Below are 25,913 nucleotides of genomic sequence, written 5' to 3'. Positions count from 1 at the left end.
AAGATCCTTATCTAGTCATGTGAGAAAAATTGTTGATATTGCTCAGCTTTAAAACCGAGCAAATACTTTTCTACTGCTGATACCGTTGCTTTTGTTCCCTTAGTGGTTGAGACCAAGAGAGGGCGTTTTATGATTGAAGGCTGTTCCAACATGAGTACTTTAGCAGCCTCTGGATTATTGATGGCTGTTTTTTGTTCGTCAGACAACTGACGCCAAGTTGTACCACGGGTATTCAGCAAGGATTCCCAACCTGCTTGTTCAATAAATGATTGAAGTAATTCAGAAGATAAACCATCAACACGATAGTCATGAAATTGATAGGGGATCTCTTGGTCTTCTAACCAGCGACGGGCTTTTTTTATGGTATCGCAGTTTTTGATACCGTAGAGGATAAAGGAGGTATGAGAAGAGGTATCCGACATAATGAGATTCCTTGGTCTTGTTTAACATACCCGACATAATGCGGGAAATCTGGCATTTTATCCAGATAGAGATAGGCTAATCATAGAAGGGGATAATAAACTAAACAAATAGTATTTTTGTTTACTATGTATACGATTAATTTATTTTAAATTAATTTGTTATTTTTGATAACTCACAATTTCCCCGCTGACAAAACTTAGGGAAATTGTGTTTCATATTGGGGATGTTGAGAAAGCCTCAATAGTTAGATGAAATCAGTTTCCCTATGTTTTAGATAAATGATAGCGGCTTCAAGGCGGGATCGAGATTTAAGTTTTTTCAATAGGTTACGGGTATGAACTTTCACAGTTTCTTCTGAAATAAAAAGAAAGTCAGCAATCTCTTTATTTGTCATTCCTTCAGAAATTTCTTTTAAGACATCCAACTCACGTTTGGTTAATTTTGATAAAGGATCGACGTAAAGGTGGCGGGTGGTTAAATATTGGTGGACTTTTTCACTAAACACTGCATGACCATCAGCAGCTTTTTTTATGTTACTCAACAGGGGGGGAAGGTCTATGTCTTTTAATAAATAGCCATTCGCTCCCGCATCAACAGCATCATAAATATCACTGCGATGATCTGAATCAGAGAGAACCAGAATATAGGCATCAAGCCCTTTTCGACGGAGTGATTTAATTGTATCAATCCCTGAAAGGCCGTGGATTTTCAAATCAATCAAAATAATATCAGGCTTTATCTGGCAAGCGATATTAATCGCATCTTCACCATTGTCGGTTTCGGCAGTCACAATGAGTTCACGTTCCAATTCGAGCAACCCTTTTAAGCCGTGACGAATGATAGGATGATCATCGACTATCATGACTGAGTGGTTATGCATATTCTTTCTCCCATATAGAAATGCAGATTTTATGTTTGATAAAACATAAAAGACAGGGTTCTGCTTTATGTTAAATTGCTGTGTGATTTTTATGGAGTATATTGAATCTCTCTAATGAGACTCTGAAAATATATCCTGATATAAAAATAGAAATATCGCAAACAAGTTTAACCAATCAGGTGAAATAAAATTCACTTTCATAAGAAAATGCGTTTCCTTAGTTGCTAGTAATTTTCTAAATAAATTTAATATAATATTTTATAGATTATTTTTTGTTTTTGTAAGCTTATTTTAAATTATAACTTTAAAATTCTTCTTTAATTAATTTATCAGGTTATGAATTGAGAATAAAATACCTCCAGATAGGTATCGTTAGGATAATGGCTATATAATATTGGTTAACATAGGAACATTCTTTGTTTATTTTTGCATCTTGCGCTTGGAGATTATGCATAAAATGCCGATAACATCATGATTTAACCCACCGTAACTATTATACTGAGCCGATTTTCACTTCGATATGACGCGTAAAGGATCTGATGATGGACGAAAAACTAAAACAAAGTGCTCTTGATTTTCACGAATTTCCACAACCAGGAAAAATCACGGTTACTCCAACTAAGCCCCTGACAACACAACGTGATTTGGCGTTAGCGTATTCTCCGGGTGTTGCTGCTCCCTGCCTTGAAATAGCAAAAAATCCTTTGGCGGCTTACAAATATACTGCCCGTGGTAATCTTGTTGCGGTTATCTCCAACGGTAGTGCTGTTTTAGGATTGGGTAATATAGGCGCACTGGCTGGTAAGCCCGTCATGGAAGGCAAGGGTGTTCTGTTCAAAAAATTCTCCGGCATTGATGTTTTTGACATCGAAGTTGACGAGTCTAACCCTGATAAATTGATTGATATCATTGCTGCTATGGAACCGACTTTCGGTGGTATCAACCTTGAAGATATCAAAGCACCGGAGTGTTTCTATATTGAGCAGAAACTCCGTGAACGCATGAAAATTCCTGTCTTCCACGATGACCAGCATGGTACGGCAATTATCTGTACCGCAGCGGTACTGAATGGATTACGGGTTGTTGACAAGGATATCGGCAAGGTACGCCTGGTCGTATCGGGGGCTGGGGCTGCGTCAATTGCTTGCATGAACCTGCTGGTAGCACTGGGTCTGAAACGTGAAAATATTGTCGTTTGTGACTCGAAAGGGGTTATCTATCGTGGCCGCGAAGAGAATATGGAAAAAACCAAGGCGCACTATGCGATTGAAGATAATGGCAGCCGCACGTTGGCAGATGTCATTCCTGATGCTGATATTTTCCTTGGATGTTCCGGACCGGGTGTACTGACGCAGGATATGGTAAAAACCATGGCGAAAGCACCGCTCATCATGGCATTGGCTAATCCAGAACCAGAAATTCTGCCACCACTGGCAAAAGCCGTTCGTCCTGATGCGATTATCTGTACCGGCCGTTCTGATTTTCCTAATCAGGTGAATAACGTTCTTTGCTTCCCATTCATTTTCCGTGGAGCATTGGATGTTGGGGCGACTACCATCAATGAAGAAATGAAACTTGCCTGTGTTCGTGCTATCGCCGATTTGGCACTGGCTGAACAAAGTCAGGAAGTGGCTTCCGCTTATGGCGATCAAGACCTGTTCTTTGGCCCTGACTATATTATTCCTAAACCGTTCGATCCGCGCCTGATTGTGAAAATTGCTCCGGCAGTCGCAAAAGCTGCAATGGAATCAGGTGTTGCAACTCGGCCTATTACCGACTTTGGTGCTTATATTGAGAAACTTAATGAGTTTGTCTATAAAACCAACCTGTTTATGAAGCCTATCTTCTCTCAGGCGAAAAAAGAGAATAAGCGCATCGTATTGGCAGAAGGGGAAGATATTCGAGTACTGCATGCTACGCAGGAACTCGTTTCCCTTGGACTGGCATTCCCGATCCTGATTGGTCGTCCCAGCGTCATTGAAATGCGGATTAAAAAGCAAGGTCTGCATATTGAAGCCGGTAAAGATTTTGAAGTGGTGAACAATGAAAATGACCCACGTTTTAAAGAGTATTGGCAAGAATATTATCAAATAATGAAACGTCGTGGCATTTCTCAGGAACAGGCTCGCCGTACAGTGATTGGTAACCCGACACTGATCGGGGCAATCATGGTACATCGTGGTGAAGCAGATGGCCTGATTTGTGGCACAGTTGGCAGCTACAGCGAACATTACCAAGTTGTAAAAGATGTCTTTGGTTTCCGCCGGGGTGTACATACCGCAGGTGCGATGAATGCGTTGATGTTGCCGATGGGGAATACTTTTATTGCTGATACTTACGTCAATGAAGATCCTAGCCCTGAAGAATTGGCTGAAATCACGCTGATGGCGGCTGAAACAGTTCGTCGTTTCGGCATTGAACCTAAAGTGGCACTGCTGTCACGTTCAAGTTTTGGTTCTTCTGACTGTGATTCTGCCCAGAAAATGCGTAAGACACTGGAACTGGTTCAACAAATGGCCCCGTCACTGGAAATTGATGGTGAAATGCACGGCGATGCTGCTCTGGTGGAAAGTATCCGCCGTGATATTATGCCGGACAGCCCGCTAAAAGGTTCAGCGAATTTGTTAATCATGCCAAATATGGAAGCGGCTCGTATCAGCTATAACCTGCTGCGTGTCACCAGCTCTGATGGCGTGACCGTGGGGCCAGTCCTGATGGGAGTGGCGAAACCTGTTCATATTCTGACACCGATTGCTTCCGTGCGTCGTATCGTGAATATGGTGGCATTGGCAGCGGTTGAAGCACAGACTACTCCCCTATAAATAATGCCCGAATTGCCCTGAATAATCCCCGATCTCACGACTGAGATCGGGGATTAATGCCCTATTAACTTGATGGTCAATAGGGTGTTTTATTTGTAAATAATTCTCATTATCTATAAGATGCGGAAAATTTTTCTTTTGATAATGAATACTCATGCAAACATCTACCCGTATCAAATCAACTTTTTTATCCTGTTCTCTTCTGCTTGGCAGTTTTATCTTAGGCGGTTGTGCCGAAACACCAAATGCCACTAAAAATACCTCTAAAGAGGTAATAAAAACTTTGCCGGATGAATTAATGCAATCTGGTGCATTACTTGATATGAAAACAGGTAACGCCATTACCCCCGATGAACTACTTGAACAGCTAAAAAATTATCCTCGCGTCGTTATTGGCGAAAAACATGACAATCCCTACCATCATCAGATCGAGTTATGGTTGGTACAGCAACTTGGGCAAAAACGTCCTCATGGTTCCGTATTACTGGAAATGATTAACCCGAACCAGCAAGAAAAAGTCAATAAAGTGAAAAGTTGGTTGCAGGGCAATCCGATTGTCAGAGATGAACGAGTCGAACAATTATTGGCTTGGCAACAAGGCTGGCCGTGGAAATGGTACGGTGATTTGGTGATGGAGCTGATGAAAGCACCTTATCCCCTGTTAGCTGCAAACTTGGATCGTAGTGAAATCGATCTGGCATATCAAAATCATCGGGCTGGAGATAGAACCTCGTTGGTTTCTGATGAAGTTAAACAACTTATCGAAAAAACGATTAAAAACTCCCACGGTGAAGAGATTGATGAGCAACATCTTTCTGCCATGAGCAAAATTCAACAGATGCGTGATCAACGAATGGCTGAACAATTGGTTAAATCTCCATCACCTGCGTTGTTATTTGCGGGGGGATATCATGCAGTAAAAGCGATGGGTATCCCTCAACATGTGAAAAAAATAGCGCCGAATGAAAAACTGGCAGTATTTATTATTGCGGAACAGGGGGTTTCTTTGAACAACGAATATGCGGATTTTGTCTGGTTTACACCAAAAGTGAGTAAAAATATAACCAAATAATAGTAATTATCACAAGGATGTGAATAACTAATAAATAAAAATAGTTTTCATTTATATATACAATTGATTATCATTCCCACCCATTTATTATTGACATAATGTGCTATTAAGAGATGTTGACTTACAACACGTATCAAAATGCTCACTCAAGCCATGTGGCAAAATCTATTCTCGCTGCGTTCATACTTCATGTTTTGGTCGTAGGCTGGTTAGTCTATAAACCGAAGGATATTGATATAGAAGAGTTTTTACCTCCTCCTGCGGTAATGGTGGAACTGTCAACGCAGACTGAAGCAATACATAAGATACAAAATCAGCCGATTGGTATTGAACAACAGCTATCTGTCGCCAGTAAACAGCAGGAAAGCAAGGTTGATGAAGTCAATATGCCAAAATTGAACATAAATGAAGATGCTTTGCTACTGGTAGATAAACAGAAGAAAAAAAAGAAAGAGCAGGATGCGCCGAAAAAAACACGGGCTGTTAAGCGCGTGAAAGCAGAAGAGCAGGAAAGTGAAAAATCTCGCAGTAGTGCGGCACCAACGACCAGTAATGCAACCGCAAATAATGTGACTGCGCGTACTGCGGCAGCTTATGAAAGTAATTCAGATGCCATTGCTGATGCCAGGGCAGTGTGGCAGGCAGAAGTGACCGGACATTTGAACCGTTATAAAAAATATCCGGATGACGCTCAGAGAAGAAATCGGACAGGGCGTCCAATGGTAAAATTCACTGTCAATCAACTAGGCGTTGTGCTTGACAGTGAGTTAACACGACGTTCAGGGACTAACTCACTCGATAGGGAAGCAAGGATGGTCTTGGAAAGGGCACAGCCTTTGCCTGCACCGCCCGACATTCTTTTAACTAATGGAAGAATTACGGTTGAACTACCGGTAGATTTTTCTTTGTCCCAATAAAAATACAGGACTGATGGCATGTCACAGTATAAAACGGTATTTTCATCACCTATAAAAAAATCATCTATAAAAAAAAGAGTGCGAAGTAAAAGAGTGATGCTCAGTTTTTTGCTGAGTGCTGGTTTGTTGAGCATGAGCAATAGTTTTGCCGCTATCGCAACGGAGGAAAATATGGTGCCACCTATGGCTACGAAACAGCCACATAAGATGGAGATCCACGGGGATACTCGTATCGATAATTACTATTGGCTGCGCGATGATGACCGTCAGGATAAAAACGTCATCGACTACTTAACGGCTGAAAATCAATATACCGAGCAAATGCTGAAATCGGGTCAGGAACTGCGTGAAACCCTGTATAAAGAAATGACTGACAGAATGAGTAAAGAAGATCAGTCAGTTCCTTATACCTATAATGGGTATGTTTATCGTACCGTTTACGAGGCAGGAAAAGATTTCCCGATCTATCAGCGTAAACCGGTCGATAATTCCACTGACTGGCAAGTGATGGTTGATGGTAACGAGCGGGCAAAAGGCCATAAATTCTATCAGATTGGCGGGTTTGTGGTTACGTTGGATAACAAACGTATCGCAGTGGCAGAAGATACCCAGGGGCGTCGTAACTTCCACGTTTCATTTAAGAACTTTGCTGATGCTGACTGGCAGAATAATGCCATAGAAAATACGTCCGGCAATATTTTGTGGGCTAATGATGGCAACACACTGTTCTATGTGCGCAGAGATGCACAAACATTGCTGCCTTATCAGTTATTCCGCCACCAATATGGCACGGATACCAAGCAGGATAAAAAAGTCTATCAGGAAGAGGATGATCGTTTTTATCTGTCAATTTCAGAGAGTACTTCGCTTGATTACATTTTGATTTCGAGTGCGAGCTATTCAACTTCAGAATATCGTCTGATTGATGCTAACCATCCGCAATCAGGGCCACAGATTTTTTCTGCCCGCCAAACGGGACGTGAATATGATCTCGATCATTTCCGTGGGCAATTTTATATCCGCTCTAACCACGAAAATCCATTGTTTGGTTTATATCGGACAAATGCTATCAGTCAGCCGTGGGAAACCGTCATTGCTCCACAGGAAAATACAGATCTGGAAAATTTTGCTCTGTTCAACAATTGGTTGGTTTTACAGGAGCGAACTAAAGGATTGTCATCGATCCGCCAGATTGACTGGAAAACTCAGCAGGAAAAACGCGTACAATTCGATGATCCGGCTTATATGGCATCATTGAGCTATAACCCAGAGCCGGATACAAATTTCCTGCGCTATAGCTATTCATCTTTGACAACGCCAAGTTCTGTATTCCAATGGAATATGGAAGCAGGCGAGCGTGAATTATTGAAACAGCAAGAAGTTAAAGGATTCAACAAAGAAAACTATGAAAGCCAGCGTATTTGGGTAAAAGCCCGTGATGGAGTGGAAGTTCCTGTTTCTCTGGTCTATCGCAAATCCCTGTTCAAAAAGGGTGAGAACCCGATCCTGATTTACGGTTATGGCTCTTACGGCATCAGCATGGACCCTTATTTTAGTTCTGCGCTGTTGAGTCTGTTGGATCGCGGATTTGTATATGCGTTAGTGCATGTGCGCGGTGGTGGTGATTTAGGCAAGAACTGGTATCTGCAAGGAAAAATCGCGAACAAGATGAACAGTTTTCACGATTTTATCGATGCAACCAAAACATTAATTGCTGATGGCTATGGCGATAGTAAGCGGGTTTATGCTGAAGGCGGTAGTGCGGGCGGTTTATTAATGGGTACTGTGATTAATCAGGCGCCGGAATTATATCGTGGTGTAATCGCAAAAGTTCCTTTTGTGGACGCACTGACTACGATGCTTGATTCATCTATTCCACTGACAACGGGTGAATATGAGGAATGGGGTAATCCAAATAACAAAGAAGATTACTTCCGTATTAAATCCTATAGCCCGTATGACAATATTAAACATCAACATTATCCTCATTTGCTCGTTACGACAGGTTTGCATGATTCTCAAGTTCAATATTGGGAACCAGCAAAATGGGTGGCTAAATTAAGAGAAATGAAACAGAGTAATAGTCTTTTATTACTAGAAACCAATATGGACACTGGACATGGTGGAAAACAGGGCCGTTTTAATCGCATAAATGATATTGCCTTTGATTACAGTTTTCTATTGATGTTAGATGATGAAAAAAATTATTTTCCAGAATTAAAATAATAATAAAAAATATATTTAAAAACCATAATACTGATAATTAATTATCAGTGTTATGGATACTTTACACATAAATTTACGAAGCAATGTGAACAACAATAAATATTCTTCTATTTAGGGTAAGGTTAATGAAAATTGTAGCAAAAATAGCTGGAGTCAGCGCTGTGCTGATGGGACTCCAGGGAATCGCTTATGCTGAAAATACGGATAGCAATAAAAAAGAAAAAGTTGTGCGGTTCAGCAGTTTGAAAGTTTCAGGAGCTCAGGATAATAAAAACTCCCCACAAGTTCAGGCAATGGAAAAACCGGGTGCTTATAGTTCTGTGGGTGAAGATAATAAATTGGAATCGATGGATAGTGTGCTGCGTAGTTTACCGGGGACTTATACCCAAATGGATGCCAGTCAGGGAACAGTGAGCGTTAACGTCCGTGGGTTAAGCGGTTTTGGTCGTGTCAATATGATGGTGGATGGCGTTAGCCAGAGTTTTTATGGTATAGCACCGAGTGAGTTTTCTCATGGTAGCCAACCGTATAATCAGTTTGGTACTTTGATTGATCCTAATTTTATTATACGAACAGATATTGACCGTGGACAGGCTAACGATGGCAGTTCAGTCAATGCGCTGGTCGGAAGTGCTAATTTCCGCACAATTGGGATTGATGATGTTATTTTTGAAGGCGATAATCTGGGCATATGGACTAAATCAAGCTATGGTACTAATGGCATCGGTAAAAATGGCATGATTGCAATTGCGGGAAAAACGCAGGCATTCAGTCCGGAAGGTTCTATTGGTGCTATGCTGGCTGTGAGCGGTCACAGTATTGATGCTCATTATAAAAATGGCATGGGTATCAGCAGTGAAGAGTTTGGTACGGATAATACATTTAAACAAAAACCAAACTCACAATTGATGAAAATAAATATTAAACCAAATGAATTTCATGATTTAGATTTGTCTGGACGTTTTTATCATAATAAATTCACTAAACGCCATGTTGATAGTTATGATTACTCCCTAAAATATCATTACACACCATTTAGTGAATTAATTGATACTGAGGTGCTGCTTAGTACGGGACGTGGCGACCAGATGTTGCAGATGGATTCTATACCTGGTTTAGGTAGGACTGAGTCGCATAATAAATCTAATGCTATTAATGTTAAAAATACCAGTCGATTTAATTATGGTGATACTGATTTTGCATTTACCCTTGGCAGTAAATTGATGCACACTGAATATAAAAAGAAAACACTCATTGGTGTTGGTGCTGATAATACAGTAAAAGAAGAAAATAATCAGTTTTCACCAGGCGGAGAACAAAATATTGCCAGTATTTATAGCCGGCTCAAAATAGAACATGGTATTTATACTGCCGATTTAGGGCTGAATTATTTAGATTATAGCCTTAAGGGATTTAAACCAGACTGTGATCTTCGAATTTCCTGTTTCCCTCAAGGGTCTGCACAAGTGAGCTTAAAAGATCGCGCTTTTAATCCAAGTGTTCTGTTATCAGCAGAAATTATACCTGAATTTCAGCCATTTTTGAGTTATACTCATTCAATGAGAGCACCAAATATTCAGGAAGTATTTTATCCTGGTGGAGAAGGTAATTCTGTCAATCCTTTCCTCAAAGGAGAAATAGCGGACACTTATCAAATTGGTTTTAATAGTTATCGCCCAAATCTAATTGTTGATGGAGATACATTCCGTCTGAAAGCAACAATATTTCATACAAAAATTAAAAATTACATAAATGGTGATTTTTATTCACTCTGTGGTGAGAAGAAAATGTGTAAATTGGATGGAACTCAAACCGCAGAAGAGGAAAATGCAGTAAGTGCAGATGTTAATACGTATATATATACTAATAGCCTGACTCCAGTTATTATGAAAGGCTATGAAATAGCGGTTAATTATGATGCAGGTGTATTTTATAGTTCATTAGCCTATAGTCAGCAGAAAACACAACAGCCTGCTTCACAGGCAGCAACTATTATGGGGACAAGCTCTGCTTCTCAGTTACCAGAGAGCTATATGACATTAGATACTGGTGTTCGTTTACTGGAAGAAAAAATGCGTGTTGGTGCAATAGTTAAATATACAGGCCGGTCTTATCACCAAGATCCAGCTGTCGATGGGGATTGGGATATCAGTGAGAAAATGGTCAAAGATAATAAGATACCGACTATTGTTGATTTATATACAGATTATCAAATAAATAAGAATATTTTGATTAAATTTTCAATACAGAATGTAGCTAACAAAAACTACGCTGATGCTTTGAATCGTATGAATTCTTCAGCAAATATATCGAGTGGGGATGCTGTAGCTCAAACAGCCCGTGGCAGAACCTACGTGATGGGTGCTGAGATTCGTTTTTAATAAAATTAGAATGAAATCAAATAGCGGTAAGAGATTACCGCTATTTTTATAGTATCTTGTCAATATTAAAATAAAATCCATAAAAGAAAACTATCATTTTTCTATGGAAGGATTTTTTAATACTCTTGATTTATTTTACTTTCAAAGTAAAAGTTAATGGCTGTTGCTATTGAAGATATAATCATTCGAATAGTAATCTCCAAGCCATGAGAAATCACTCCGAGTTCACTCAAGGTACTAATGATATTTTTAACTGTTATAGATAATCCACTTACTACTGCCTCCATACTTTTCCAAAAATCATTAGTGATAAAAGGTTTTTTTTCTGTATTTATAGCTTTCTTCATGATTTACTCGTAATTTATTTTTTGTGTGTGTTGATAGTAAATAGTTACATGACAGATAATTAAAACAACCACTCTAGCAAATTAGCCAGAATGGTTAATGAGTTTACTTCTTATTTTATCAGGTTGATGCTATATAAAAATAGTATCAGTGTTAACGGGCTAAATTAGCTTATGAAGATTACTTACTCCTCGCTACGCAAGGAGTAAGTAATTGATATAGCATATTCTAATACCTACTGAATCAGTAAAATTTTTTTAAAACATCAACAATAAGATTTAGGAAAAGGACAACTGAGTCTACACTGGAAATTAATATTTTTATTAGCGAATTAGGAACGTTAGTCATACATTTTATTGCAGCAATAATTCCAGTTACACATTTTTTAAATCCATTAATTGAATCACTTATGGCTATCCAAAAAGCATCAGGCAAGACTGAAGATTCCTGTTCTTGTGTTAGTGTACTCATAATTACCTCGTTATTTATAAGAGTAATAAATAATTTCATCGTATGGCTTGTGAAAATCATATTTTATTAATTTAATGTTTTTTAATCATTAAGAGTTAGAGTCTGATTTTTGGTCATTAAGAGTTTTAATAAGACCATCGAAGCCATCCTGGATGGATTTGTTTATACGGGTTACTACTTCATCAGATATATGACCAGAATATTTAAGTGCATTAAATATAGCTTGTGACATCTCTGAAAATCCGTTGGCAATGTAAATCAGATCATCCCAAAAAATATTAGGAATTACTGCTTTGTCTAGTTCGTTCATAATCTACTCACTATTTTTTTGTGTAATATTACTATGTAATGATCATATGAAAATATTTTTTAAAAAAATATATATTTATGAAAATCATTGATAATAAGTGGTGAGAAAAAACCAAATTAAGAGTGCTTATCTATGCTGCTTTTTTGAAATAGAGTATTTTGGAAATTATAAATGAAAGCGGTGTTATCTTAAGGAATGTGCTGTGTACTTAGATAATAATAGCAATCAATTATATAAAAGTTTTCTAAAACAGTCCGGCAGTAATTATTTGAATAATAGTCAGCATCCTTACTTTTCAGTGTAGGATAAATTCATCATTCATCAACCGACAAAGTTAAAAAAATAAAAATAAGGGGCGAAAGTTTAATCTAAACCCCTTATTAATCTAAAATTATTCACATTACCGTAATTTAATTTTTTTTCTTACGGGTCTTCTTCACTTGCGTCACCTGACTCTCAACCCAGCCATCCTGCAACCGCGTTTTCAGCGCATCCCCAACTTTCACCTGCTTAACCTGTTTCAACAACTTTCCGTCAGACGCTTCGCTGATACTGTAACCACGACTCAGTGTCGCCAGTGGGCTAACCGCTTCCATTCGTGAACAGGAAACGGCAAATTTTTCCCGATAGCGTCCTAATTGTCGCTCAATAGCTTGTTTTAAACGAAAATCAAGTTGTTGGATAGATTGGCTATAGTGTCGGATTTCTCGCTCAGGGTGAGTCTGTAACAGCCGTTGACTAACTTTTTCATACGAAATTGAATGCTGTTTTAGGTTACGTAAAAAGGCATCAATCAGCTTTTGTCGTAACTCACTCAAATGATTTTGCTGGCGCGCCAATCGCAAATCAGGACGTTGTTGTTGAAGCCGATGCTGCAATAGATTAAATACCCGTTGTTTTTGGGCGAAGAAGTAATCCATCGCCATTTCGAGCCGTTGTTGCAGGGACTGCACTTGCCTTAATAATTCGATTTGATTACGGCTAACCAGTTCTGCCGCCGCAGAAGGAGTAGGTGCACGCAGATCAGCGACAAAATCCGCAATTGTCACATCCGTTTCATGTCCGACAGCACTGACGATAGGAATACGGCTCTGGAATATTGCCCGTGCAACGTGTTCGTCATTAAAGCACCACAAATCTTCAAGTGATCCGCCGCCACGTCCGACAATCAGAACATCACACTCTTGCCTCGCATTTGCCAGCTCAATTGCCCGAATAATCTGTAAGGGCGCTTCGGTACCCTGAACTGCGGTGGGGTAAATGATAATTGGCAGGGAGGGATCACGGCGTTGCAAGATATTGAGGATATCGTGCAGCGCTGCGCCACTGGCCGAGGTTATAACGCCAAGTCGCTTTGCCGGTGAGGGCAGTAGTTTCTTATGGATCTGATCAAATAAACCTTCTGCGGTGAGTTTTTGCTTCAACACTTCAAATTGTTGTTGTAGCAATCCATCACCGGCAGGTTGGATACTTTCCACGATTAGCTGATAGTCACCCCGAGGCTCATACAGGGTAATTTGTGCCCGAACCAACACCTGTTGGCCATTTTGTGGACGAAATGTTGCCCTGAGATTGTGACTGCGAAACATAGCGGCACGAATTTGTGCACGTTCATCTTTTAATGTGAAGTACCAATGTCCTGATGATGGCTGAGAAAAATTGGACATTTCAGCAGAAAGCCAAATTCTGCCCATTTCCAGCTCCAATAGCTGGCGAACCGTCTGATTCAGGCGGCTGACAGAAAAAATTCCGGTATTGGTAGGTAGTGACATGTGAGCCAGATCAAATTTTAAAACAAGGACTTAATTAACCGATATTAATCTTCTTGTATGACTAATCAAGAATTTTTTTCAGAAAATGCTGGAGGCAACCGATTTCGGCCTGTATAATGCCGCGGCAATATTTTATCCCTCTTATTGCCCCATTGCTTGGTGAGATATTGCCCATGTTACGTATTAAAAAAGAAGCATTAACTTTTGATGATGTTCTGTTGGTTCCTGCCCATTCTACAGTCCTGCCTAACACAGCGGATCTGTCTACTCAATTAACCTCTACTATTCGCCTGAACGTTCCTATGCTTTCAGCAGCCATGGATACCGTGACGGAATCTTCAATGGCAATCGCACTGGCTCAGGAAGGGGGCATTGGCTTCATTCATAAAAATATGTCGATTGAGCGCCAGGCTGAAGAAGTCAGTCGTGTGAAGAAGCATGAAAGCGGTGTTGTTACCGATCCTGTCACTGTGACGCCACAAACGACTCTGCGTGAAGTTCACAAACTGACCGAGCGTAATGGCTTCGCAGGTTATCCTGTTGTGACAGAAGAGAATGAACTGGTTGGTATTATTACGGGTCGTGATGTGCGTTTCGTTACCGATTTAGATCAGCCAGTGACTGCCGTGATGACACCGAAAGAGCGTCTGGTGACAGTAAAAGAAGGCGAAGCCCGTGAAGTTGTCTTGCAGAAAATGCACGAACAACGTGTTGAGAAAGCGCTGGTTGTTGATGATAACTTCCACCTGCTTGGCATGATCACTGTGAAAGATTTCCAGAAAGCAGAGCGTAAACCAAACGCGTGTAAAGATGAGCAGGGTCGTCTGCGTGTTGGTGCTGCGGTTGGTGCAGGCGCTGGCAACGAAGAACGCGTTGATGCGTTGGTCGCTGCGGGTGTGGACGTACTGTTGATCGATTCTTCTCACGGTCACTCTGAAGGTGTTTTGCAACGCATTCGTGAAACCCGCGCTAAATACCCTAACCTGCAAATCATCGGCGGTAATGTCGCGACTGGTGAAGGCGCTAAAGCGCTGGTAGACGCGGGTGTGAACGCGGTGAAAGTAGGTATCGGCCCTGGTTCCATTTGTACAACCCGTATCGTAACCGGTGTTGGTGTTCCTCAAATCACGGCGATTGCAGATGCAGTTGAAGCGTTGGAAGGAACGGGTATTTCTGTTATTGCTGATGGTGGTATCCGTTTCTCTGGTGACATTGCTAAAGCAATCGCTGCGGGTGCTGCATGTGTAATGGTCGGTTCAATGCTGGCTGGCACAGAAGAATCTCCGGGTGAAATCGAGCTGTATCAAGGCCGTTCGTTCAAATCTTATCGCGGAATGGGTTCTCTGGGCGCGATGTCCAAAGGTTCTTCTGACCGTTACTTCCAGACTGATAACGCAGCTGACAAATTGGTACCAGAAGGTATTGAAGGCCGTGTGGCTTATAAAGGTCTGCTTAAAAGCATCGTTCATCAGCAGATGGGCGGCCTGCGTTCCTGTATGGGTCTGACGGGTTGTGCAACCATTGATGAACTGAGAACTAAAGCAGAATTTGTTCGTATCAGTGGTGCGGGTATTCAGGAAAGTCATGTTCATGATGTGACTATTACCAAAGAATCACCAAACTATCGTTTAGGTCTGTAATTTATTTTAGAGTGGCCCGTTATCGGGCCACTGCTCTCTTTATTTTTTTAATTGCCACTTGTTTTTGGAATTCACCTCAAATGACAACTAATATCCATAAGCATCGCATTCTGATCCTTGATTTTGGTTCGCAATATACTCAACTGATTGCCCGCCGCATTCGTGAAATTGGTGTTTATTGTGAACTCTGGACATGGAATGTCACTGAAGAGCAAATCCGCGAATTTAACCCGAACGGTATCATCCTTTCTGGCGGTCCTGAGAGTACAACTGAAAACAATAGCCCACGCGCACCAGAGTATGTCTTTAACGCAGGTGTACCCGTGTTGGGGATTTGTTATGGCATGCAAACCATGTCCATGCAATTGGGTGGTCAGGTTTCCAATTCTGACGAGCGTGAATTTGGTTATGCTCAGGTTGAAATCAAAAATAACTGTGAATTATTCCGTGATATTCAGGATGCCCTGAGCGAGTCCGGCAAGCCTTTGTTGGATGTATGGATGAGTCATGGTGACAAAGTAACCGCTATTCCGGCTGATTTCACAACTGTTGCCAGCACTGATACTTGCCCGTTTGCCATTATGGCAAATGATGAAAAACGCTTTTACGGTGTGCAATTCCATCCAGAAGTGACTCATACTCACCAGGGTTTGAATATCCTGAAACGCTTTGTACTGGACATTTGTCAATGTGAAGCGCTGTGGACAGCTGCTTCTATTATTGACGATATCGTAGAACGTCTGCGTACCCAGATTGGTGATGATCAGGTTATTCTGGCACTGTCCGGTGGTGTGGATTCCTCTGTTACGGCATTGTTGTTGAGTCGTGCAATTGGTAAGCGCTTGACTTGTGTCTTCGTAGACAACGGCTTGTTGCGTTTGAACGAAGCGGATCAGGTGATGGAAATGTTTGAAGGTAAATTTGACCTGAACATTATCCATGTCAAAGCAGAAGATCGCTTCCTGTCTGCATTGGCCGGAATTGATGAGCCAGAAGCTAAACGTAAAACCATCGGTCACGTCTTCATTGATGTATTTGATGAAGAAGCTTCGAAACAAACTCAGATTAAGTGGCTGGCACAGGGCACGATTTATCCGGACGTGATCGAATCCGCTGCATCTGCAACAGGTAACGCGCACGTTATTAAATCTCACCATAACGTAGGTGGCCTGCCGGAAGATATGAAACTGGGCTTGGTTGAACCGCTGAAAGAGCTGTTCAAAGACGAAGTTCGTCGTATCGGTCTGGAACTGGGTCTGCCATATGAGATGTTGTATCGTCACCCATTCCCGGGTCCGGGCCTTGGTGTTCGTGTATTGGGTGAAGTGAAGAAAGAGTATTGTGACCTGCTGCGTCGTGCTGATGCTATCTTCATTGAAGAACTGCATAAAGCGGATCTGTATCATAAAGTCAGTCAGGCATTTACCGTATTCCTGCCGGTTCGTTCCGTAGGCGTCATGGGCGATGGTCGTAAATACGACTGGGTTGTTTCCCTGCGCGCGGTAGAAACCATTGACTTTATGACTGCTCACTGGGCACATCTGCCATATGATTTCTTGGGTCGTGTGTCGAACAGAATCATCAATGAAGTCGGTGGGATCTCGCGGGTAGTCTATGATATCAGCGGTAAACCACCAGCAACGATCGAATGGGAATGATTTAGCGCCTTCCCAAGCCTCACCAAATCATCATGATTTTCTAATTAAGGCCCTGATTTCAGGGTCTTTTCATTTCCAAGCCCCACCAAATCACACCCTACCAGCATGACATTTTTGACGGTATTGCAAAATATAAGATGCAAGCATTGTGGAAGTGACTTACTCAAGGTGAATACTACTGCCGTGGGAAGGTCTTGGTAATGCAGATAGCTTATCCCAAGCGGGGTCTGTTAACATAAACATAGTTCACGGAATGATGGTGAGATCTGATTGTTTTTTGGCGAAAGTCATTATACCAAATCATCATGCTGTTCAGATCCCCCTCACAAAACATCAACACGCTCTAGTGAAATTCATGAAACATTTATCAGCAAAATAAAGTACTGGGATAATAAATTATCCAGTAGTCATGGGAAATAACAGTTTTTCCATGAACTAACCACAAACAAGGAATAATGGAATGAAAAAACGACTAATAGCATGTGCATTGCTTGCCTTAACGGGATGCGGCGAGAACTACAGTGAATATAATGGCGTATATTTCTGCAAAATAGGCCTGACAGTTAATGCTGAGGTAGCGAAGCAAGGAAGTGAATATTCTTTCCCGCTATCGGTAGTAAAAGCCAGAATGACTTTTAAAAATGGGATTATGACGATTCATGGGATGAAATCGGGCGATTATGTCGGTCATGAGATGGCTATGACCGCACCGCCAGTAGCACCGAATGGCAGGAAGCTGATGTCAGAAAGAGAGTTTAAATATGATGATGGTGAATTTAGTGAAGATTTTTTCCCTCACTATGGTATTGCGACAATTACGATTGGTAATCCGCGTTATGACGGCATAATGCAGCAGCTCACTAACTGCAAAAAAGAGTGAAAATAATTCCTTTAAAAGCCAACCAGCTCCATCACGGGGCTTATTCTTTCCTCAATCTTCTTATCTGTGCGTCATTGACTTACACGTTAAAGGTGTCTAATATTAATCCAAACATGCGCCAATGGTGTACTGATATATGATATTCATTGAAACCCCTATCTTCACTGAAGACTGCAAAGAGCTGCTAAGTGATGATGAATACCGTGAGTTTCAGCAATATCTTGCAGATAATCCCGCTGTGGGTGATGTTATTCAGCACACTGGAGGCTTGCGTAAAGTCAGGTGGTCATCTAGGTAAAGGTAAACGAGGCGGTGTGCGCGTTATCTATTACTACAAAGTGGATGCCTCACATATCAGGTTACTGCTGATTTATAAAAAAGCGTCAAAGATGACCTTGGCGAATCAGAAAAGAAAGTCTTGAGAACATTAAATGAGGGGGGTGGTAACAATGGATAGCAAATTATTTTCCAGACTCACTGAAAGTATGACGCAGATGAACGAGATCATGAATGGTGAGCGAGACGCTTCTCGCAAGACTCTCTTTGAAGCAGTGAAAGTAAAAAACATTCGTCAGGCAACCGGTTTAAGTCAGGCGGGTTTTGCTAAATTAATTTCTGTGAATGTTGGAACTCTTCGTAACTGGGAGCAAGGGAGACGAGAGCCAACAGGGCCAGCGAAAGCCTTGTTAAGGGCAATAGAAAAAGACCCTATTCATGTTCTAAAAGCGTTATCTATGTAAGTAACATTTCACGATTGTTAACTGATTTTCATGAATCTATCAGTTTCTGAAAGTTTTAATGAACTACGTAGTTCTGCTGCTTCTTTTTTAAGTCTATTAATTTCTTCATCCTTTCTGACTATGACAGCCTGTGTGTAGCTATGACAAAATCAGGTATAGTCCTGTTTTGACATGATTACTGAATTAATGGATGCAGAGAAACGCTGGCGTTTGGTAAGTATGCTTGCAAGGTGTTTTTTTAGGGGCAGTTATTATTCCTTATTTGATAAAAAATACTGTTAGCAGTATCCGTTGAGTTTACACGCCAACCCATATTTATGATGGTAGATAATCGGATTTTAAAATAGACCACCAGATTTTAAGGCGTATTTGTTACTGCTTTATTGCTCTATATTGAAATAACCCCCCCCTAAGTAATATTAACTGGTTGTTTATTAGTGGAATGAAATGACTGTGAACGTTAATAAATAATAAGTGAGGGATTTATGTCTGAAGTGAATAAACCAGAAATGAATACAGCGGTTAAATGCCCATTCAATCCTGAACAATATAAAAGTAATGAGATTCCTTTCCACGGCTCATTCCCGTGGGCAATGATTCAGGTGTATTTAGGCGGAAGAATTCATCGCAGTAGCTGGAAAACAGCAGATGACAATGTGCGCTTGGTTTCTGTGCCCGGATTTGGGCCAAATCTTGAAAGGTACGATAAAAAAAATGGTGCCAGTATTTGGACACCGACGCAGGATGATATGGTGGAATGTGATTGGGTACGGTTAAAAGAAGATAATAAGCCGGATATTTCATGCCCCTTTAACCTGGGTCAATACACCTTAGCGGTTATCATGGGTTCATTGCCCTGGGCACTTATCCAAGTGTTTTTAGGGAATAAAGTACACCGCAAAGATTGGGATGTTTCTGACGGTTATCTCTATCTTAGCCAGAAATCAGAGAAACCCGGCGGAGGTGAAGAAATTGCCCAGATTGAGAAGATGTTCAAATATGGTCAGTCTCAATCCTGGACACCTACGCAAGGCGATTTAATGGCGTGTGATTGGGTACTGTGGAAGGCCGGTGACAGATAGTGGTTCCGGATATTGAAAAGGCTGAAATGATAAGTCATCTAGTTAAGAATTATTATTTTTATATAAAATTGGATGATGTACTTTATTATATTAATACTAGGGGCTTAGCCTCTACGCCGATGGTGCCAAATGTCTCATCTGGAGGTGCTTATGGGGTACTTATTTATCATAATAGTAATGAAAGTGATGGATTAAGGAAACTTATTGAGGTAATAAAGACAAAAGTAGGGAAACGCGCGCGATTCTCTTGTACTTGGAGTTCTGAACCACTTACACCCTAAATTCAATTGTGTTTCAGGCTAGTCTTATGAGAAAGTCACCTCTACCCTGTAAGTAGTATGCTTGCAGGGTGTTTTTTCAGAGAGTTCCTCATGAAATGTGTGATGCTTATTGCTATAGCTGCTGGAAAATTGCCTTTCACATCCCTTGCCAGAAGAAGACAGTTTAAGGCTATATATAAAAGTTATTTAGAATCAAACGAGTGAATATATTTTCTCTTTGTTCGTGGATATACTGCCGTTCTGTTTTTATGGATTAATGGATTAGTTCTAAATGATAAAAAAATTACCATTACTGTTTGTATTTGCTATTGCAGGATGTTCTATCGGGAAGGTGCCAACAGATCATCTTGTATTACTCAGCAACGGCGACCTCTGCCGTGCTCTTGGAGAAAACTCTGATAACGGTGAAATCACCATCAGAATACAGAACGAGATAGCATCTAGAGAGGGTTCGATAGATATGGAAAAGTGTCATTCCATTGAAGTTTTTACACAAAATCGAATGAATTCCGCCTTAATGGATCCTTGGCATCGCGGAATGGGACCAATGAATGACCAGTTCATAGGAAATCTACAGCAAATAATGGCTGACGGTAAATTATAATCTGTTTAGCGCATTCTACTTGATTTATTGTGATGATAGGGTGTTGTACTTTGTCTTAAATATTCTCCAGTTGGACCAAAAGACTTATAAATGATGTTATCAGAATTTATACGATTTAAGTCTCAAAGCCTATGTTGTCAATAGTTGTTTTTATATTTACAGAGTTTTCCTTGAACAGAAAAATGATAAACAAATGTTATGAAATAAACCAAAAAATAAAAATGCCATATAATTGTTAGTTGAAAATGACCTTTTTCGATGTTATTCATAAATGCTACTTGCATTGAGCGAAGAGGCATCATTATGAGTGAACAGCGACCTATGTCTATCTGGCGTTATTTAGTATCGCGTGATGCGGTAATGACTATCGTTATACCTATAGCGCTTTATAATATTGCGTTCCGATTTGGCGGTGTTGGTGCCGCTTTGCTTCTGACGAGTTTATACTCAATTATTCTCAAATTTATTAGCAAGACCCAAGGTGTTTGGGTGGTTATTGTGCTACTCCTTGTGTCCGGTATTAGTCACTATCTTTATATTCATGGGCATACGCTGTTTGATATCAAAAATGAAGAAATATTCCGTTCTGTTAGTGGTGCTGCTTCTGTTGTAGCGGTGTTCGGTTTTTATTCATTATTGGGACGACCTGCTGTGCAAAGAATGGCAGAGCAAGCCATGCCAAGGTTAAAAACCATTTCTATCTATGGCACTCCGTTGTATACCAATGTGTGGCATGAAGTCTCTATAACTTGGATTCTGGTATATTTGTTTAAAGCAGCAGGGCTTTATGTGATTTCAGACAAGCATAGTTTTCCTATTGATGACATCATCTTTTTCTGTGGCTCCCCATTGACCTTACTGATGGTATTATTTAGTTTCTATTGGCCTAGATATCGTTGGAGATCAAACCGCAAAAAAATGCTATAAATTTCTCTTCCATATTGGTAATAGTGTGAAATAAATCATCTGCCCATTCTGGATGTACACGAAAACAATTGTACACAAAAACAATAGGACGCAATGTTTTCAGAACTTTCAATTACTAACTATTATTCTATTCTCGGTCATCGTATCGTACTTGATTATCTTAATATCATTACCAGTTCCCTAAACAAAGAACACAGAATTAACAGGCACCTACTTTAGTTGCTGCCTTTTGCGGTTGTGAAATTATTAAACAATATCAATAACAACTTTTCTCTGTGCAGATCTTTGTTCTACAAGATCGTGGGCTTCAATGGCCATATCGAGGATAAAACGATGTTCACTGAGCACAGGGTATAATTTTCCTTCTTCCACATAACTAATCAGGTTATGCAGAATTGCCCCATGATGTGCATGTTCTTCCCCCGTTTACTTATTCCGCCCCCAAAGAGAACCGCTCCCTCGTCGTTCAAGCTTATTGCGGGATTTTTTAGTTAATCGGTTTGGAAAGTGAATTCCATAGATTTCAGGTTGCAGCGTTTCTGCTGTTCCATTCATCTTTGGTTATTTCCCAGAGTTCATTGGCATACGTTCCTGAGACATACTCTTTTTTTGTCACATTTATTAGTCTGGCATTTTGTGACAATGAGATTTTCTTCGAACGTTTATTCATGCTGGCTTTTTGTGTTCTCAGAACGGATTGTCCTAATGTATTAAACCAATAATCAGTGACTTTCTCACAGGCTTCGCTCATCAAGCCTTGTCCTTGGTATTCTAAGGAGAGCCAGAAGCCTCTATTATTATTTGGTTTATCATAGAGTCCGATCACTCCAATCAGTTCATTTGGCTTGTTTTTTATTCTAATCGACCATATCCATGCTTTTCCCTCTTGTATTGCAGGTAGTGCTATCATATTGACGAAATATTCTCCGCCATCATCGGGATAGGGCCAGGGAACTGAGTGGCTATCTAAATATTTGACGATATCCCAGTGCGGAAATGTTTGTTGAATTTGGACGGCATCTTCAGAGGCTATTTTTTTCAATAGAAGTTTCTCCGTTTCTAAATCGTCAAATGGCATAGCATCCCCTTGTGTAACAAAAATGTTATTAACTGTGTTATCGCACGATAAGTTGAGCGTTAATCATAGTCAACCGGCTTTTCCGTATTAAGTAAAAAATATGGTATAGTGCGCCTTTGGTTTTTTCCTATCCCACGGAATGTTATGTCTTATCAATGTCCTTTATGTCACTCATCATTACTGTTCACTCATCATCAATGGCGTTGCGAAAACAATCACCAGTTTGATTGTGCAAAAGAAGGGTATGTCAATTTACTGCCCGTTCAGCATAAACGCTCAAAAGAACCGGGTGATAGTGTGGAAATGATGCAGGCGAGAAGGGCATTTTTGCATTCTGGTCAGTATCAGGCTTTGCAACAAAAAACAATTGAACGGCTTAATGAGTTTTTGCCAGAAAGTGCAACAATGTTGCTGGATATTGGTTGCGGTGAAGGTTATTACACAGCAGCAGTGCAAGAACAGTTGAATTTTCATCGAAATTTGGCTGTACACGGATTGGATGTCGCGAAAGTTGCAATTCGTTATGGTGCCAAACGTTATCCGAATGTTAATTTTTGTGTGGCATCCAGCCATCGGTTGCCATTTGCTGATGGTTCACTGGATGGTATTTTACGAATTTATGCTCCCTGCAAAGCAACAGAGTTAGCCCGTGTCGTGAAATCAGATGGAATTGTTTTAACGGTGACACCTGGTCCACGTCATCTTTATCAATTGAAAGAATTGATTTATCAAGAAGTTCATTTGCATCCTGAAAACCATGAACAATGGGATGGTTTCGAATTAATTTCGACGGAAACGCTGGCTTATGATATGTCTTTGGATGGAGAACAAGCGCATAATTTACTGCAAATGACACCTTTTGCCTGGCGGGCATCGGAAAAAGTTAAAGCTGATTTAATGTCGAGAAAACAATTTAATTGTGAAGCGGATTTCACATTGAAAGTATATCGGCGTATCTGATGATAATTTTAAAATTATTTCATTAAGCTGTAATTCTGGGGTAAATATATTCTGATTATTTACCCCATAAAATTGACGGGAAAATATTATTTCGCATACACAAATAAATTAAGATGCTCGAATAATATATTGAAACCAATAGCTATTAATATCAATCCGCCAATTAATTCGGCTCTTTTACCCAACAGAGGGCCAATATAGCGACCAATTAACATTCCCAGTGTGGCCATCATCATTGTCATTAGCCCGATAGTCATTGCGGTATGCAGAATATTAACTTGCAAGAAAGCAAGACCGACACCAATTGCCATTGCATCCAGACTCGTTGCAATGGCAGTGAGAATCAATGTCACTGAACTGTGGCGTTGAGGTGCGGTTTTTTGGGGAGCATCAGGCTCATTCTTGAAACTTTCCATGATCATCCGGCAACCAAGAATGAATAATAATAAGAAAGCAACCCAGTGATCCCATTCCATAATATATTGGCTGGCGTACAATCCTAATAACCAACCGATTAAAGGAGTACAGGCTTCAACCAAACCAAAGATGATACCTGTGCGAATGGCTTCACGGAAATGAGGGCGTTGAAGACTTGCTCCTTTCCCTACAGCGGCTGCGAAAGCATCCATGGAAAGTGCCAGTGCGAGAATAAGTGTTGCGTAGAAGTTCATCAAAGTGGCCTCGGCTGGGTGATTCCATATACACATAACTCACCCCCAACCAAACGGTGTTGTTATGTGTCTATGGTCTTGCCAACCGATTCAGTGCCTCAATAATTTTTATTTTCCAATATTTTCCAAATTGCCGCTGCGCAGCAATCTGAGATTTATTAGCTATATTATTTAGCACTTCAGGTATTCGTACCACGTTTTTATTTTAAACGAGTATGTTGATACGAATTTTCCAGAAAATTTCCGGAACAGGCTACTCCCCAATGACTGAGGCGGACTCTATCATATTCAGGAGGAAAGGCAAAAAATATTTTGTTATATTCCCTATATTAAGTTGATAATGCTTATCATTATCTATTGTTTACAAGGAAGTGGTAAATTTTCTCTAAGTCATCCAGTTTTGTGACGGAGATATATATTTTATTTTTTCCTAATTCCACCATAAGAATACCATCTTCAGATAGATTCATTGCTTTAATATTGTCATAAGAAAAAAAACGGTTGGAATAATAAAAACCATATTTTTTGAAGATTAATTTCGGTGAGCGAATATAACCAAGATATAACGTTACCAAGATGATAAATGATGATAGATAGGTGGTGAACGGACTGCCGTGTGACGAGATATTGTTGTAAATAATAATCGCCATCAAAATAATAAATATTAGGGCATCAATGCGCTGTTTTCTTTTCAGTTTTATATTTAACAGCGTTTTTCCTTTGAGCTGAGTGATAATAAATTCATCATAAATCGCAAAAGCAAGCATTAACACAATTAAACTCATCAAGACGATATCATTCAAACTCATTTTCAATCTCTATTTTTCAGGGTGAATGGGGCTTTCCTATTGTAATAATAGGGGGAGAAAAAATCTCTCCCCCTCTATTTTAGTGAGGTCGGAAAGCCAGATTTAGCCGAGGAAACCAAAGCGGAAACCGACAATACCAAGAATGAAGAAGCCTATGATTATCCACAGAGGGTTGACTTTTTTACGTAGCAACCACATACAGCCGAATGTCAGTAACAATGGCATTAAGCCCGGCATCAATTGGTCAAGAATAGTTTGAACGGTAGTAACTTTCATCTCACCTGTGATTGGGTCAGGGACTTCAGATACGACTAGCGGGATATTTACTTTTGTCCATTTGTTGACCAGAGCGCCCATGACAAACAAGCCGAGAATTGACGCTCCTTCTGTCATTTTCTGCAAGAAGCCACCACCCATATCTTTAACGATATCCAGACCTTTCTTATAACCATAAGCTACGCCTAAATAACGGGTGAGTAATCGTACTAAGTTAAACAAAAGGAAAAATAGAATGGGACCCATAGGGCTGCCACCCATAGCAATCCCTGCACCGAGGGCGGCAAATACCGGACGTACCGTTCCCCAGAAAATTGGGTCACCCACTCCAGCCAAAGGCCCCATTAAACCAACTTTGATACCGTTGATTGCTGCATCATCGATGTCAGCGCCATTGGCACGCTGCTCTTCCATTGCCATGGTGACACCGAGGATTGGTGCTGCAACATAAGGATGAGTATTAAAAAACTCCATATGGCGTTTGAGGGCTTGTTTCCTTTCTTCGGTATTTTCTGGATACAGACGACGAATGACAGGTACTATTGAGAAACAGAAACCGAGTGCCTGCATACGTTCAAAGTTCCATGAACCCTGAAATAAGTTAGAGCGGAGGAAAACACCACGAATATCACTTTGTGTCAGTTTTTTCTGACCCATGTTTGTTGTCTCTGACATGTTGTTCATCCTC

General features: G+C 40.4%; 24 protein-coding genes, 1 pseudogene and 1 riboswitch. Of the genes and pseudogenes, 14 read left to right on the top strand and 11 right to left on the bottom strand.

All coding sequences use genetic code 11. The features are described 5' to 3' along the window. Positions 1-11 precede the first annotated feature (11 nt). Both FE394_RS12800 and FE394_RS12795 read right to left on the bottom strand, forming a co-directional pair. Positions 12-422: an ArsC family reductase gene (locus tag FE394_RS12800; RefSeq protein ID WP_319926762.1), complete on the bottom strand. Its 411-nt coding sequence runs from the start codon at positions 420-422 to the stop codon at positions 12-14. Positions 423-667: 245 nt separating this feature from the next. Further along, positions 668-1,303, bottom strand: a complete 636-nt coding sequence (locus FE394_RS12795; RefSeq protein ID WP_319926761.1) for a response regulator — start codon at positions 1,301-1,303, stop codon at positions 668-670. Between the two features lie 542 nt (positions 1,304-1,845). Here FE394_RS12795 and maeB point away from each other — a divergent pair. From maeB to FE394_RS12770, 5 genes are all read left to right on the top strand, one after another. Next, positions 1,846-4,125, top strand: coding sequence for an NADP-dependent oxaloacetate-decarboxylating malate dehydrogenase (gene maeB / locus FE394_RS12790; RefSeq protein ID WP_319926781.1), 2,280 nt, complete (start codon positions 1,846-1,848; stop codon positions 4,123-4,125). Between the two features lie 154 nt (positions 4,126-4,279). After that, on the top strand, positions 4,280-5,197 hold the full coding sequence (locus tag FE394_RS12785; protein WP_319926760.1) for a ChaN family lipoprotein: 918 nt from the start codon (positions 4,280-4,282) through the stop codon (positions 5,195-5,197). 113 nt (positions 5,198-5,310) lie between these two features. Continuing rightward, the gene (locus FE394_RS12780; RefSeq protein ID WP_319926759.1) at positions 5,311-6,114 is read left to right on the top strand and encodes an energy transducer TonB family protein; all 804 of its coding nucleotides are present in this window, start codon (positions 5,311-5,313) and stop codon (positions 6,112-6,114) included. Positions 6,115-6,210: 96 nt separating this feature from the next. Next, the gene (locus tag FE394_RS12775) at positions 6,211-8,340 is read left to right on the top strand and encodes a S9 family peptidase (RefSeq protein ID WP_419836340.1); all 2,130 of its coding nucleotides are present in this window, start codon (positions 6,211-6,213) and stop codon (positions 8,338-8,340) included. A 125-nt stretch (positions 8,341-8,465) separates the two neighbouring features. After that, positions 8,466-10,721, top strand: coding sequence for a TonB-dependent receptor domain-containing protein (locus FE394_RS12770; protein WP_319926758.1), 2,256 nt, complete (start codon positions 8,466-8,468; stop codon positions 10,719-10,721). A gap of 116 nt (positions 10,722-10,837) precedes the next feature. Here FE394_RS12770 and FE394_RS12765 read toward each other — a convergent pair whose 3' ends face one another. From FE394_RS12765 to xseA, 4 genes are all read right to left on the bottom strand, one after another. After that, on the bottom strand, positions 10,838-11,068 hold the full coding sequence (locus tag FE394_RS12765) for a hypothetical protein (RefSeq protein ID WP_319926757.1): 231 nt from the start codon (positions 11,066-11,068) through the stop codon (positions 10,838-10,840). 241 nt (positions 11,069-11,309) lie between these two features. Continuing rightward, positions 11,310-11,537: a hypothetical protein gene (locus tag FE394_RS12760; protein ID WP_319926756.1), complete on the bottom strand. Its 228-nt coding sequence runs from the start codon at positions 11,535-11,537 to the stop codon at positions 11,310-11,312. Positions 11,538-11,625: 88 nt separating this feature from the next. Then, positions 11,626-11,847, bottom strand: coding sequence for a hypothetical protein (locus tag FE394_RS12755; RefSeq protein ID WP_319926755.1), 222 nt, complete (start codon positions 11,845-11,847; stop codon positions 11,626-11,628). A 410-nt stretch (positions 11,848-12,257) separates the two neighbouring features. Next, positions 12,258-13,619, bottom strand: a complete 1,362-nt coding sequence (xseA, locus tag FE394_RS12750) for an exodeoxyribonuclease VII large subunit (protein ID WP_319926754.1) — start codon at positions 13,617-13,619, stop codon at positions 12,258-12,260. A gap of 173 nt (positions 13,620-13,792) precedes the next feature. Between xseA and guaB the strand changes: the two genes are divergently transcribed. The 8 genes and pseudogenes from guaB (at position 13,793) to FE394_RS12710 (ending at position 21,431) form a co-directional block, all read left to right on the top strand. Beyond that, a complete protein-coding gene (gene guaB / locus FE394_RS12745) occupies positions 13,793-15,259 on the top strand; it encodes an IMP dehydrogenase (RefSeq protein WP_319926753.1) in 1,467 nt (488 codons plus the stop codon). 80 nt (positions 15,260-15,339) lie between these two features. Further along, positions 15,340-16,917 (top strand): glutamine-hydrolyzing GMP synthase, encoded by a 1,578-nt coding sequence (guaA, locus tag FE394_RS12740; RefSeq protein ID WP_319926752.1) that lies wholly within the window; start codon positions 15,340-15,342, stop codon positions 16,915-16,917. A gap of 460 nt (positions 16,918-17,377) precedes the next feature. Further along, positions 17,378-17,797 carry a hypothetical protein gene (locus FE394_RS12735; protein ID WP_319926751.1) on the top strand — a complete coding sequence of 140 codons (420 nt, stop codon included), beginning with the start codon at positions 17,378-17,380 and terminating at the stop codon, positions 17,795-17,797. A gap of 136 nt (positions 17,798-17,933) precedes the next feature. After that, positions 17,934-18,254, top strand: a pseudogene (locus FE394_RS12730) (type II toxin-antitoxin system RelE/ParE family toxin). Continuing rightward, a complete protein-coding gene (gene nadS, locus FE394_RS12725) occupies positions 18,247-18,537 on the top strand; it encodes a NadS family protein (protein WP_319926750.1) in 291 nt (96 codons plus the stop codon). The pseudogene FE394_RS12730 and the gene nadS overlap by 8 nt, the downstream one beginning before the upstream one ends. A gap of 485 nt (positions 18,538-19,022) precedes the next feature. Continuing rightward, complete coding sequence (locus FE394_RS12720; protein WP_319926749.1) at positions 19,023-19,619, top strand: Thoeris anti-defense Tad2 family protein; 597 nt, start codon at positions 19,023-19,025, stop codon at positions 19,617-19,619. 552 nt (positions 19,620-20,171) lie between these two features. Further along, positions 20,172-20,504 (top strand): hypothetical protein, encoded by a 333-nt coding sequence (locus tag FE394_RS12715; protein ID WP_319926748.1) that lies wholly within the window; start codon positions 20,172-20,174, stop codon positions 20,502-20,504. 303 nt (positions 20,505-20,807) lie between these two features. Further along, positions 20,808-21,431 carry a hypothetical protein gene (locus tag FE394_RS12710; protein WP_319926747.1) on the top strand — a complete coding sequence of 208 codons (624 nt, stop codon included), beginning with the start codon at positions 20,808-20,810 and terminating at the stop codon, positions 21,429-21,431. A gap of 246 nt (positions 21,432-21,677) precedes the next feature. On the opposite strand, the gene FE394_RS19950 is transcribed toward FE394_RS12710, so the two are convergent. Together FE394_RS19950 and FE394_RS12705 are read right to left on the bottom strand one after the other, a co-directional pair. Further along, positions 21,678-21,827, bottom strand: a complete 150-nt coding sequence (locus tag FE394_RS19950; protein ID WP_419836339.1) for a zinc-binding dehydrogenase — start codon at positions 21,825-21,827, stop codon at positions 21,678-21,680. 127 nt (positions 21,828-21,954) lie between these two features. After that, entirely contained in the window at positions 21,955-22,509 is a 555-nt protein-coding gene (locus FE394_RS12705) for a GNAT family N-acetyltransferase (protein ID WP_319926746.1), read from the bottom strand. A 144-nt stretch (positions 22,510-22,653) separates the two neighbouring features. Between FE394_RS12705 and rlmA the strand changes: the two genes are divergently transcribed. Beyond that, positions 22,654-23,469, top strand: a complete 816-nt coding sequence (gene rlmA / locus FE394_RS12700) for a 23S rRNA (guanine(745)-N(1))-methyltransferase (RefSeq protein ID WP_319926745.1) — start codon at positions 22,654-22,656, stop codon at positions 23,467-23,469. 86 nt (positions 23,470-23,555) lie between these two features. Here the strand turns inward: rlmA and mntP are convergent, their stop codons facing one another. The 3 genes from mntP to FE394_RS12685 form a co-directional block, all read right to left on the bottom strand. After that, positions 23,556-24,140, bottom strand: a complete 585-nt coding sequence (gene mntP, locus FE394_RS12695; protein WP_319926779.1) for a manganese efflux pump MntP — start codon at positions 24,138-24,140, stop codon at positions 23,556-23,558. Between the two features lie 132 nt (positions 24,141-24,272). Continuing rightward, a riboswitch (yybP-ykoY riboswitch) is annotated at positions 24,273-24,416 on the bottom strand. A 74-nt stretch (positions 24,417-24,490) separates the two neighbouring features. Beyond that, on the bottom strand, positions 24,491-24,949 hold the full coding sequence (locus tag FE394_RS12690; RefSeq protein WP_319926744.1) for a DUF986 family protein: 459 nt from the start codon (positions 24,947-24,949) through the stop codon (positions 24,491-24,493). 102 nt (positions 24,950-25,051) lie between these two features. Next, positions 25,052-25,900, bottom strand: coding sequence for a PTS mannose transporter subunit IID (locus tag FE394_RS12685; protein WP_319926743.1), 849 nt, complete (start codon positions 25,898-25,900; stop codon positions 25,052-25,054). Positions 25,901-25,913 lie beyond the last annotated feature (13 nt).

Origin of the sequence: Xenorhabdus littoralis (genome assembly GCF_033949345.1) — a bacterium.
Taxonomy (GTDB): Bacteria; Pseudomonadota; Gammaproteobacteria; order Enterobacterales; family Enterobacteriaceae; genus Xenorhabdus; species Xenorhabdus littoralis.
The sequence above is the reverse complement of the archived record's forward strand: the minus strand, read 5'-3'. Positions and strand labels throughout refer to the sequence as shown.